Origin of the sequence: Alkaliphilus peptidifermentans DSM 18978, from assembly GCF_900101495.1 — a bacterium.
Lineage (GTDB): Bacteria > Bacillota > Clostridia > Peptostreptococcales > Natronincolaceae > Alkaliphilus_C > Alkaliphilus_C peptidifermentans.
The window spans coordinates 100,355-113,455 of the sequence record NZ_FMUS01000001.1 but is presented as its reverse complement, the minus strand read 5'-3'; the positions used below and the strand labels follow the sequence as shown (position 1 = coordinate 113,455).

Here is a 13,101-nt window from a genome sequence, read left to right as displayed (position 1 = left end):
ACATCACCTTTAGTTTATGTTAATTTTAACTAGAGGTGATTTTTATGCCAAGAAGGGCAAGAGATAAAAGTAGTACAGGAACATACCATGTAATGTTAAGAGGAATAAACGGACAAAAAATCTTTGAAGATTATGAAGACTATAGAAAATTACTTGATATAATTAAAGAGTATAAAGAAAAGAGCGGCTATGAAATTTATGCCTACTGTCTTATGAGTAATCATATACATTTACTGATAAAAGAAGGGAAAGAAGACTTAGGTATTATTTTTCGAAGAATAGGAGCCAAATATGTATACTGGTATAACTGGAAATATAAAAGAAGAGGACATCTATTTCAAGATAGATATAAAAGTGAAGTGGTAGAGGATGATAGTTACTTCTTAACAGTATTAAGGTATATACATCAAAATCCCCTTAAAGCAGGAATTGAAAAAGATATAAAAAAGTATCTATGGACTAGTTATAAGGAGTACATAGAAGGAGAAGAGCTTTGTGAAACAAAATATGTGTTAACTCTATTTTCGAGGGATAAAAAAAGAGCAATACCATTATTTGAAAGCTTTCATGCACAAAAAAATAATGATAAGTGTTTGGATTATTACGAACAAATTAGATTGAATGATATAGAAGCAACAGAAATAATAAAAAAAACAGCAGATGTTATAGATTTAAATGAAATTCAGAATTTTGAAAGTGAAAAGAGAAATGAGTTAATTAAGCAATTTAAAAATAAAGGATTATCAATAAGACAAATTGAAAGACTAACAGGAATTAGTTTTGGGGTAATAAGAAGATTATGAAGAATTACATGTTTAACACTACGCCAATGCAGCAGGAGGATATTAAATGGAAAAGACAGTTAAAGGAGTTAAAAGAACAAGTAAGGATCAAGCACTGCTGCTTATTAAAGGTATTATTTTAGGTATAGGAATTATAATTCCCGGCATGAGTGGCGGAACAATTTTAGTTATTTTTGGTATATATGAAAGATTAATAAAGGATATATTAGAGCTTCACTTTAAGCCATATCTCACTATGGGGTTTGGTGTAGTGATAGGAGTATTTATGGGGGGGACTATTCTCTCATATTTATTTCAGGTATATAGGGATCCCACCTATACCTTTATTTTAGGATGTCTTTTAATGTCTATTCCCTTTGTACTAAAACGCAGTAACGGCAATAGTGTTGTAAATTTGCTATTATTGATTTTCGGTGGAGTAGTATCCTTAAGTTTAGTAAGCATGCCTCCCTTAATGGAGGGTGGAAGCTTATCTATAGGGAATACTTTTTTGGCTGGTTTTATCTCCAGTAGTACAATGATGATTCCAGGTATATCCGGGAGTGCTGTTTTAATAGTATTGGGAATATATGAAGAAATGCTTTTGTTGATAAAAGAAATACAAATCGCTAATCTTTTAATTTTTGTTATAGGTGCATTTTTTGGAGTGTTTATTTTAGCAAAGGTATTAAATACTCTATTTTCAAAATATCAGTCTCAGATTCTATACTTTTTTTCAGGCTTAATTTTAGGCTCATCGCGACTGCTCTTTCCCAGTGAAATAGGAGTGTTAACTATTATTACCTTTATTTTAGGAGGGGCTATAGTATTTAAGTGGGGGAATTTTAAGTATAAATAAAGAGAAGAAAAGGAACAGATTATGACTATTAGTAAAAAATCAATTTTAGTACTCTCCTGGACAACAGTCATCCTATGGATGGGGTTAATATTCCATCTTTCAGCCCAGCCTGCTGCCCAATCTAGAGAGCTAAGTAAAGGTGTAGTAGATACTGTTGTGGAGACGGTTGAACGGGTTTCCCCAAATAGAGCTGAAAGGCTGGATATATCAAGGTTACATTTCTTAATAAGAAAAAATGCTCATTTCTTTGCATATCTCATTTTAGGAATGCTTACTATAAATGCAGTTGGAAAAAGTGGCATAAAGGGAGCTAAAGGCTTTGCTTTAGCTTTATTAATTTGTGTCCTTTATGCCATTAGCGATGAAATACATCAGATATATGTCCCAGGCCGCAGTGGCGAGCTTAGAGATGTATTAATTGATAGTTCAGGCGCTGCTATTGGTATTGGCATATATTGTATTGCTGGTTTATTGATGAGAAGAAGGAAGGTTAAATTTGATCTATAATTTCATGTAATACTTTTGTAACCTTAAAAAGCTATTGTTAAATGTATTTTGATGATATAATATTTATAGTACAGATGCATTTACATATAAAAATATTAATTATAAAGCTTTGGTGGTGAATATATGAAAAAGAAAATGATAGGGGTTTTCCTTATTGCTTGTGACGTCATTCTTGTTAATCTAGCAATATTTCTTGCCTTCTATTTACGTTTTGATGGAGCTTTTAACACAGGAATTGCATCCCCCTATTGGGATGTGTATAAAGATAATATATTTTCATTAACAATGCTTAAAATATTTATATTTTATGTTTTTGGCATGTATAAAAACCTTTGGAAATATGCAAGTATAGAAGAACTCTTTCAAATAGTATTAACCTCCTTCGTAGCCAATGCCGGTGTTGTAACCTACATGGTTATTTCGCAGCAGGTTCTCCCTAGGGGCATCTACATACTTGCCTTTATTATGGATGTAATTTTAATTGGTAGTATGCGCCTTAGCATTAGAGCCACTAGAGGCATAAAGGAAAACTCTTTATTTAGCTTTGGTAGGAGGAAAGAATTTAAAAGAGTAATGATTATCGGTGCAGGACAGGCGGGGGCTTTAGTTATTAAGGAGCTTAAAAACCATGATAACCTACATAGTAAAGCTGTTGCAATTATAGATGACGATGATTCTAAGCTGGGGGCAAGAATTAATGGAGTTCCTGTTTTGGGTGATAGATATCATATTAAAAAGGTGGCAGAAGCTAAAAAGATTGACGAAATCATTATAGCTATACCTTCCTCTTGTAAAAAAGAAATTAAAGAAATAGTTGAAGAATGTAGTAAAACCAAATGTAGGTTAAAGATCGTACCAGGCATCTATGAGCTAATCGATGGACAGGTAAGCATTAAAAAGATCAGAGATGTAGATATTGAAGACTTACTTGGACGAGATCCTGTAAAGGTAGACCTAGATGAGATAAGTGATTATCTGCAGGATAGAATTGTTCTGGTAACTGGTGGTGGTGGCTCAATAGGTTCAGAGCTTTGTCGACAAATTGCAGGCTTTAATCCTAAAAAGCTAATAATTTTAGATATTTATGAAAACAATGCCTATGATATTCAAAATGAATTATTAAGAAAGTATCCAGACTTAAACCTGGAGGTATTAATTGCTTCTGTTAGGGAAAAAACCCGTATTGAAGAAATCTTTAAACAATATCTTCCCGAAATGGTTTTCCATGCAGCTGCCCATAAGCATGTGCCTTTAATGGAAAATAATCCTCAGGAGGCAATTAAGAATAATGTTTTTGGTACAAAAAATGTAGCAGAATGTGCCCATGAATATGGAGTAAAGCGCTTTGTCTTAATTTCCACCGATAAAGCTGTTAATCCAACCAATATAATGGGGGCAACTAAAAGGGTTGCAGAAATGATAATACAGTCATTAAATATAATTAGTAAAACAGAATTTGTTGCAGTACGCTTTGGAAATGTATTAGGTAGTAATGGAAGTGTTATTCCTCTTTTCCGTAGACAGATTGCAGAAGGTGGACCTGTTACGGTTACACACCCGGAGGTAACCCGATATTTTATGACAATTCCAGAAGCAGTACAGCTGGTTATTCAAGCCGGAGCAATGGCCAAGGGTGGCGAAATATTTGTTTTAGATATGGGAGAACCAGTCAAAATTATTGATTTAGCAAGAAACTTAATCAGATTATCTGGCTTCGACCCTGAAACTGATATGCCTATTAAAGTAACTGGACTAAGACCCGGTGAAAAGCTTTATGAAGAGCTTTTAATGGAGGAAGAAGGGCTTGAGTCAACAAAGCATGAGAAAATATTCATCGGCAAACCCGTGTTCACAGACCTAAAGCTCTTGCATAGGGAATTGGATATTTTAAAGGAACTTATAGGTGAAAATAGAGAAGAAATAAAAGAATACATGGTTAAGATGGTACCGACATATAAAAGAACCAGCTAGATAGTATTTGTGAAATATAAAATGTAAAAGCATCTGATGAATAAAGATGAAGGACAAAGTAGCCCACTATGTTAATGTGTAAATATTTATACATTCACTCAGTGGGTTTTCCTTATTTAAACATTAGAGCTACAGCAGGAAATGATACAAAATTTGTCGAATTATGAAATAATAAGACAATGCTGTTGGTGAAACTGCATTTGTAGTTAAAAACCATTAAGAAAGGAAGAAAAAATTGAAAAAATTAGCTTTTTTCCTTTTAATTATAATTATGCTTGGTTCTTTGATTCAGTTTGCTTATGCAGAAAACAAACCGGAGGCTGTAAACGATAATAAACGCATGCTGATTATAGGAGGAGATAAAAATTTTCCTCCCTATGAGTTTGTAGATGATGATGGAGAATACAGGGGATTTAATGTGGATCTAATGCGGGCTTTAGCCTTAGAGTTAGGTGTTGAAGTAAAGCTTCAGCCTATGGAATGGTTACAGGCACATAGAGCTTTGCAAAGCCAAGAGATAGATGCGGTACAGGGTATGAATTTCAATAAGCAAAGAGAAGAGATTTATAATTTTTCAACTCCTTTCCTTCTAAATTCATCAGTAATTTTTGTTAAGAAAGATACAGAAAATATTTCTCAGCTAAGGGATTTAATGGGGATGAAGGTAGCAGTTCAAAGAAGCGATGCTGCCGCCTATATTTTAGCAGAGATTGGTGAAATTGAAGTTATGTTTTTTTCCGATTTAGAGGTTGCATTTAGTGAATTAACAGCAAACAGAATAGATGCTGTTGTTGGAAATAGATTAACAGGCCTACATATTATGAAACAAAAAAAACTAAATAATATGAAAATTGTAGGTGGTGAATTAAATCAAACTGATTATGGAATTGCTGTAAAAAAAGGCAATGAAGAGCTTTTGAAAGAATTAAATGACGGACTTCAAAGGCTTAAGAAAAATGGAACATACAATAAAATATATGAAAAGTGGTTTGGAAAAGAAGACGTACCTCCATGGAAAAACCTTAAATATATTACTAATTTATTATTTATAGTACTATTGGTTACTGGTTCGATAATATTAATATCCTTTAAGTGGAACCAATCACTGAAGAAAAAAGTAATTCTTAGAACTCAAGAACTGGACTTAATAAATAAAGAACTAGAAACCAAACAGAAAATAATTAAAGATAGCGATGAATTTAAGCAACAAATAATAGATAGTTTAAGAGTCGGTTTAATTACCTTTGATAAACAGTGCAGAGTAACAGCATTAAACTCAATGGCTGAGAGCATCTTTAATATTAATAGAACAGAAATTATAGGTAAAAGCCTTCAGGAACTTGGATTAAATGAATATTTCAATAAAGAGGATATTGATAATTGTATTGAATATAACAAGGGCTCCAGTATGGAAGAGAGGGTTTTCAATATAGGGGGAAGGGAATATATATATAGCTATTTAATATCTCCATTAGAAGGAAACCTTTTATTGCATCAAGGGGGAGTGCTGACATTTAGAAATATTACAGAAGAAAAAAAGCTAAGGGATTCATTGGCACAAAAGGATAAAATGCAGTCTTTAGGAAGGTTAGTTGCAGGCATTGCACATGAAATTAGGAACCCATTAACTTCAATAAAAACTTATATTGAACTTTTACCTACTAAATATGACAACAGAAAATTTAGAGACAATATATCACTGCAAATTCCACAAGAAATATCTAGACTTAACATCCTTATAAGTGATTTGCTTGATTATGCAAAGCCTAAAAAAATGAAGAAACAAAGCTTTCTTTTGAATGAATTGATTATCAATACTGTGGAGCTTTTTAAAGTTGAGTTTGATAAAAATAGTGTTAATATTGCTATAAATTGTGATAGCAGCTTAACTATATATGCTGATAAGCAGCAAATAAAACAGGTGGTAATAAACTTACTTTTAAATAGTGCAGAATCTATAGCCGACAATGGAAGTATAGAAATAAGTGGATTTGAAACCTCAGATAAAACTTATTTAGTTATTAACGATAATGGAAAAGGAATCGATGAGAAGGATGCAGATAAAATACTAGAACCCTTCTATACAACCAAGTCTAACGGAACTGGTCTGGGGTTATCTCTATGCTATCAATATATAAAAGAAAATGATGGAGAGATAACAATAGATAGCAAGAAAGGCATAGGTACAAAGGTAAAGCTTGTATTTAATAAAAAGGATAGAGAGGTATGTGGGTATGAACAAAGTACTTATTATTGATGATGAGTCGGCTATATGTAATTCTTTAGAGTTTGCTCTGGAAGATCATTATGAAATATACGCTGTCCAAGATGTTGCAATGGGTATGGGAATATTGGATGATACAGCTATTGATATTGTACTGCTTGACTTGAAAATTGGTAATATTAGTGGTCTTGAGGTTCTAAAAAAGATTAAAAGTATAAAAGAGGATACTCAAGTAATAATGATGACTGCTTACGGAAATATTGAATCCTCTGTAGAAGCAATTAAAGAAGGGGCATTTCATTATTTAACTAAACCATTAAATACTGAAGAGCTTATTATATATATAGAAAAAGCTTTAAAGTATAAAAGAATGAGTAACTCTTTAACTAATTTAAGGCAGGTAATTGATAAAGAATATTCCATACAAGGGATTGTGGGAAACTCAGCTGCCCTAAAACACATACTGACAAAAATAGAAAAGGTTAAAGACATAGACACCACAATTTTGATTACCGGTGAAAGTGGTACGGGAAAGGATATGATAGCCAAGGCTATACATTTTCAAGGAAAAAGAAGAAATGAGCCACTTGAGATAGTTAATTGCGCTGCAATACCTTCAAACTTATTGGAAAGTGAGCTATTCGGTTATGAGAAAGGTGCCTTTACAGGTGCCGACAAAAAAAAGCTTGGTAAAATAGAATTAGCTCATAAAGGAACACTGTTTCTAGATGAGATAGGGGATATGGATTTACAGCTTCAGGCAAAAATCCTTAGAATAGTTGAAGACATGCAGGTAACTCCTTTAGGTAGTGAAAAATCAAAGAAGGTTGATGTGAGAATAGTTGCAGCCACCAACAAGGATTTACTTCAAGAAGTAAAAAATAATAAATTCAGAGAAGATTTATATTATCGTTTAAATGTTATTTCTATAAAGATGCCTTCTTTAAAGGAACGAAGAGAAGATATTCCAGTACTGTTAAAGTGGTTTATAAATAAATATAATGTAAAGCTAAAAAAATCTATTGAAGGATTTACACCTGAGGCTCTGAAAGCATTGGAGAACTACGAGTATCCAGGGAATATTAGAGAGCTTGAAAATTTTGCTGAAAGGGCTGTTGCACTAGCTGATCAACGGTTAATATCAATAGATGATTTGCCAGAGATAGTCACATTTAATAAGATACCATCCAAGGTAAACTTAAAGGATAGAATTGAGATTAGCATAGGGACTAATCTTAAGGAGTCAGAGAAAATAATAATTCTTAATACACTGGATTATTATGATGGAAATAGAAGAAAAACTGCCAATTGTTTAGGAATTAGTGAAAGGAATCTGCAGTATAAAATTAAGGAGTATAATAATTAGAAGACTCTGCAAAATTTGCACATCTGCAAGGTTTGCAGAGTTTTACTATAAAAGACAATATAAGTGAGCGGGTAGTTTAGCTTAATTGCTGCTATTATTAACTTGGCACTATATTTGCAATAATACAAAGATGAATCGAAGGTACAAACTAAGATTAAAGGGAGGATACTAATATGTTTAAGGAGAAAAAGATAGCTTTAGGATTAGTAATACTATTAATAGTTTCTATTGTTAGCCTTTCAGGCTGTGGCAAGGAAGATGCTGGTGATGCCAGTGCAGTGGACCAAGATGAAAAAGTGATTGAAATAAGCTACGGTCACGGATTTATGCCAGAAACACCTCACCATAAAGCAGCTATAAAATTTAAAGAGGATGTAGAAGCCAAATCTAATAACAGAATAAAGGTAAATCTTTTCCCATCAGGTCAATTGGGTAGTGCCCGTGAAATGTTTGAAGGGTTACAAATGGGGACACAGGAGATTGCTCTAGTACCCACTGCCAGAATAAGTGGTTTTGCACCTGAGTTACAGCTTTTTGACCTGCCTTTTTTATTTCCTACTAGAGAAATTGCATATCAAATAATGGATGGTAAGGTTGGAGATGAATTGTTGCACAATCTAGAAAGTCAACAGGTTAAAGGTATTGCCTTCTACGAAGATGGATTTAAGCATTTTACTGCAAATAATGAATTAAGGAGTATAGAAGATTTTAGAGGTGTTAAGTTTAGAACTATGGAAAGTCCAATAATCATGAATCAGTTTAGGGCTCTTGGGTCAAATCCTGTACCAATTGATTTTTCAGAGCTTTATAATTCTCTACAACTTGGTGTAGTTGACGGACAGGAAAATCCCCTTGTTACTATTTTAAATATGAAATTTTATGAGGTACAAGATTATTTAATGATAAGCTCACATGCTTACCTGGGTCACGTATTAATATTCAGTAACAGCTGGTTTAATTCTTTACCAGAAGATATTCAAGAAATTTTAGTAAGCACAGGAAGAGATGTTGCACAATGGCAAAGGGCAGCTGTTCAAGAGGAAGAAGTAGCTTACTTAAAAACTATTGAAGAGTCAGGTACAACCATTATTCATTTAACAGAGCAGGAGCGAAATGTAATGAGAGATGCTACACGCTCTGTCCATGATGAATATAGAAAGCTATTTGGTGATGATATTCTGGATAAAACATATGAAGAAATCGATAGATTAAATAATTAGATTAAAAGGATGACTGGAGGCATTCTAGTCATCCTTTTTTATTTAATAGGAAAGTCCTACTTTCCTATTAAATACGGGGTTGTTAAGGGGGCGGTCCCCCTTATGATTAATGAGGAGGATACAGCGAAGCGTCCTAAGGAACTCAGGGGTTCCTTTGGAAAACAAAAGCATTTTATCCATTGATAATTAACGCATGAAATGCTTTTGTTCATTACAATAGCCTAGCAAAGGAGGAGAATAAATGAAGTCATTAAATAGGATATTAAGCACGATCGAACAGTGGTTTATTGGATCATTGTTATTAACAATCACATTTATTCTATTTATAAACGTTATATTAAGACGAATAAATATGTCTTTGGATTGGGCTGAAGAATTTGCCAGGTATGGTATTGTATGGGTAACATTTGTTGGTGCCAGTGTATGTATCTATAAAGGAGCACATATAGGAGTAGATGCAATTACGGCTTTTCTACCTAAAAAAGGGAAAAACATACTTTCATCTATAGTTATACTAATTTCAATAATTTTCACAGCTTTATTTACATATCAAGCCTTCAAGATAACCTATAGGGTATATTCTACAGGGCAAATTAGTTCTACTCTAGGAGTACCAATGATCTATATCTATGGGGCAATGCCTTTGGGTGGGCTATTAATGCTTATTAGATATTCAGAAAAATTAGTTGATTCTATTAAGTGTATTAGAGGAGGGAAGGAATAATGGTTACTGCTTTATTTTTGATTTTAGCTTTTTTGCTGGTTTTTACTGTCCCAGTATATATTGCCCTTTCCTTTTCTACTGCTATAACATTGAGCTTGTTTACATCTATTCCGTTGGAGGTAGTTCCCCAGAGAATGTTTGCCGGTATAGATAAGTTTTCTTTGATGGCGGTACCCTTCTTTATATTAGCTGCCAATGTTATGAAAAGCGGAGGATTATCTGCTAGAATACTTAAACTGGCAAATGCTGCAGTAGGACATTTTAAGGGCGGTCTTGCCATGACAGTGGTAGTAGCCTGTATGTTTTTTGGAGCTGTTTCTGGTTCAAGTCCTGCTACAGTTATAGCAATTGGAGGGTTGATGATTCCAGCACTAACTCGAGCAGGCTATGAAGAAAAATTCTCTGTAGGATTAATTAGTTCTAGTGCCGCTGTGGCTGTAATAATACCACCAAGTATAGGAATGATTGTATATGGTTCAGTAACAGGGGTTTCTGTAGGAGATTTGTTTATGGCTGGAATAGGGCCAGGAATTTTATATGGACTTGCATTTATAGGCTATAGCTACTACTATGCAGTTAAAAATAACCTGAAGCCGGAAAAATCCTCTTCTCCTAAAGAGCTATGGCTTGCATTTAAAGATTCATTTTGGGCATTAGGAATACCAGTAGTGATAATTGGTGGAATCTATGGTGGGTTTTTCACACCAACAGAGGCTGCTGCGGTGGCTGCAGTATATGCCATATTTGTATCACTATTTATATATAAAGATTTAAATATTAAATCACTAATGAAAGAAGCTATTGAATCTGCCGTTGGAACAGCACAGGTAATGGTTCTATTAGCTGCAGCCTCTGTATTTGCCTGGTTACTTACTAGACAACAAGTGCCTCAGGCTCTGGCGGAAACTCTAATAAGCATCAGTAACTCTAAAATTGCTATTTTACTTATGATGAATATAATATTATTGATTGTAGGTATGTTTATTGATCCTGCATCATCCACTATGATTTTAGCACCGTTATTTTTACCTTTAGCCTTGGCATTTAGCATTGATCCAGTTCACTTAGGTATAATTATGGTGGTTAATGGAGCAATAGGTATGTTTACACCTCCCTTTGGGCTAAACCTCTTTGTTGCATCAGGTGTTTCAAAACTACCGATAAGTAGAATAGTTTCAGGTGTAATTCCTTTTATCATTCTTAGCTTGATTACACTTATGCTGGTTACATTTGTGCCACAAATATCTTTATGGTTACCTAATATTTTAAGATAAAAAGCAAAGGGAACTATTCAGGGGAATTGAAAAAAATTACTAGTCTATTGATTTTCATGTGATAAAAAGGATCTAATAATTAGGTAAACCTAAACTATTAGATCCTTTTAATGTCTGACGAAGTCAAGTTTATGAATGAAAAGGGTATATATGAATAATTACTGTGCAAAGTCTGTGCAACAATTTGGTATTTTGAAATTTCAGAAGGAATAGTATGCTTAATAAAAGGAGAATTAAAATGAAGGAAAGAGATCGAGAAATTCTAGAGGAAATTCTTAACAAGGAGGGGATGACACTAAAAAAACTACTGGAAATCTTTAAGATTTCTAAACGAACCCTCTACTATTCCATTCAGGAGATCAATGATTATATTAGAGTCGCTGGTATGGTCAAGCGGGTGGATAAAAAAATCACTTTCGTTGGAGATATGAAAAAGCTTAAAGAGATTATAGAGGCACCGCCACAGGATATGTATTTTGACTACGTAAAAAGAAAAGCATTTCTATTGAAGAAAATATTTATGGAGGAAGAGTTTACCATAGATCAAATGGCGGAGGAGCTTCTGGTCAGTAAAAACACCATATTTAATACTATAACTGCTATAAAAGAAGAACTATCCTCCCAGGGAATTACCTTGCGTAACGATGGATATTATCGTCTGGAGGGGGATGAAAATAAGATTCGAGAGCTTTTTATAGTTCATCTGGATACCCAAGACTTTTTTGTGGTTCAAGATCTAAAAATCCTGACATTCGATCATGGCTTTAAGCTCCATTTGACTGATATTTCATTGTTTTATCTATCAATGCTGTTGGATTTTATTTCCCTTAGAATAGAAAGAGGTGCTGCTTTACAAAGGTATGATTTTTGTACTGAAGCTAAAAAATTACCATATTTTCATGATGTTGAAAAACTTTTATATATAGAAATTAATGAATATGAAAAAGCCTATCTATCTGCATATATTAGCTCCCTGTCCAATCGGAATCCCCATATAAAGGAAAATTTAATTATAAAAATCGTTGCAAGGCTGGTGGAGCAATTCAAACAAAAGACTTCCATATATATTGAGAATGAAGAAAAATTAAAGCAAAACTTAATTGGGCATTTTCTTGCCTCCTATAACCGTATACGCTTTCAAATACCGGTGGTCAACCCCCTATTGGAAGAGATTAAAGAAAAGTACCAAAATCTTTTTACAATGACTAAGCTAATTTTGGAAGACTTAGAGTTATTTCCAGAGCTTAAGGGGATTCGAGAGGATGAGATTGCTTATATTAGCACCTACTTTGGAGCCTACTTTAAAGAGGACACCATCAAAGAGAAGAAACAGCAAAAAACAGTATTAATTGTTTGTCATAAGGGAGTTATTCTATCTAAAATTTTAGAAAGTCAGATAAGGGAATACTTCCCCTTTATTCAGATTATAGCAGCAGTACCCATCAAAGATATCATAAGGTATAACAATAAATACGATTTTATTATTTCCACTGTGGACTTAGAGGAGAAGGAAAAGGTAATTGTGGTGAATCCCATCTTCACTAAATATGATTTACAGCTTCTCTATGAAAAGCTAATGGGCTATGGAGGAGAAGGAATCAAAATTGATATTAATTTATTGATGTCTATTGTGGGAGAGTATGCCACCATCCACAATGAAAAAAAACTCAAACAAGAAATTTTACAAAAAATATATAAATTAAAGAAAAAGGAGTCAGAGGAGCCCATGTTAAAAGAACTGTTGACAGCAAATCATATTATACATAGAAAGAGGGCTGATGATTGGGAAGAGGCCATTAAAACAGCAGCAGCTCCCTTGGTTGAAGATAAATCTGTGGACACTTGCTATGTGGATGCCATGATTAAAAGTGTGTATAAACATGGACCCTATATTGTTTTAACAGATTACTTTGCCTTGCCTCATGCAAGACCTGAAGATGGAGTACAGCGGTTAAGCATGTCAATGCTGATATTACAAGATCCAGTAGATTTATTGGGTAAACCAGTGCACATTTTTGTGGTATTGGGATCCATCGATAATTCCTCACATTTAAGGGCCTTAGCTTCTTTGACGGAGTTTATGGGAAAGGAAGAGAACATTAAAAATGTAATTGCCAGCAGGACTACCCAGGAAATTATACATATGATTCATAAAAATGAAGAGGAGGTGTAGT

At 33.7% G+C, this 13,101-nt stretch carries 10 protein-coding genes; all 10 read left to right on the top strand.

What is annotated here, in order from left to right; translation table 11 throughout:
* Nucleotides 1-44 precede the first annotated feature (44 nt).
* The 10 genes from BLP68_RS00530 (at nucleotide 45) to BLP68_RS00485 (ending at nucleotide 13,100) form a co-directional block, all read left to right on the top strand.
* Complete coding sequence (locus tag BLP68_RS00530) at nucleotides 45-803, top strand: transposase (protein WP_091538718.1); 759 nt, start codon at nucleotides 45-47, stop codon at nucleotides 801-803.
* Between the two features lie 46 nt (nucleotides 804-849).
* Nucleotides 850-1,641, top strand: a complete 792-nt coding sequence (locus tag BLP68_RS00525) for a DUF368 domain-containing protein (RefSeq protein WP_091538716.1) — start codon at nucleotides 850-852, stop codon at nucleotides 1,639-1,641.
* Nucleotides 1,642-1,662: 21 nt separating this feature from the next.
* A complete protein-coding gene (locus BLP68_RS00520; protein ID WP_091538714.1) occupies nucleotides 1,663-2,148 on the top strand; it encodes a VanZ family protein in 486 nt (161 codons plus the stop codon).
* A gap of 123 nt (nucleotides 2,149-2,271) precedes the next feature.
* Nucleotides 2,272-4,119 carry a polysaccharide biosynthesis protein gene (locus BLP68_RS00515; protein WP_091538712.1) on the top strand — a complete coding sequence of 616 codons (1,848 nt, stop codon included), beginning with the start codon at nucleotides 2,272-2,274 and terminating at the stop codon, nucleotides 4,117-4,119.
* Between the two features lie 235 nt (nucleotides 4,120-4,354).
* Nucleotides 4,355-6,376 carry a transporter substrate-binding domain-containing protein gene (locus tag BLP68_RS00510; protein ID WP_091538710.1) on the top strand — a complete coding sequence of 674 codons (2,022 nt, stop codon included), beginning with the start codon at nucleotides 4,355-4,357 and terminating at the stop codon, nucleotides 6,374-6,376.
* A complete protein-coding gene (locus BLP68_RS00505) occupies nucleotides 6,354-7,709 on the top strand; it encodes a sigma-54-dependent transcriptional regulator (protein WP_091538707.1) in 1,356 nt (451 codons plus the stop codon). Before BLP68_RS00510 ends, BLP68_RS00505 begins: the two co-directional genes overlap by 23 nt.
* A gap of 173 nt (nucleotides 7,710-7,882) precedes the next feature.
* Nucleotides 7,883-8,929 carry a TRAP transporter substrate-binding protein gene (locus BLP68_RS00500; protein ID WP_091538705.1) on the top strand — a complete coding sequence of 349 codons (1,047 nt, stop codon included), beginning with the start codon at nucleotides 7,883-7,885 and terminating at the stop codon, nucleotides 8,927-8,929.
* Between the two features lie 241 nt (nucleotides 8,930-9,170).
* The gene (locus tag BLP68_RS00495; protein ID WP_091538702.1) at nucleotides 9,171-9,653 is read left to right on the top strand and encodes a TRAP transporter small permease; all 483 of its coding nucleotides are present in this window, start codon (nucleotides 9,171-9,173) and stop codon (nucleotides 9,651-9,653) included.
* The gene (locus tag BLP68_RS00490) at nucleotides 9,653-10,927 is read left to right on the top strand and encodes a TRAP transporter large permease (protein WP_091538699.1); all 1,275 of its coding nucleotides are present in this window, start codon (nucleotides 9,653-9,655) and stop codon (nucleotides 10,925-10,927) included. The genes BLP68_RS00495 and BLP68_RS00490 overlap by 1 nt, the downstream gene beginning before the upstream one ends.
* 238 nt (nucleotides 10,928-11,165) lie before the next feature.
* Entirely contained in the window at nucleotides 11,166-13,100 is a 1,935-nt protein-coding gene (locus BLP68_RS00485) for a BglG family transcription antiterminator (protein WP_176758795.1), read from the top strand.
* Nucleotide 13,101 lies beyond the last annotated feature (1 nt).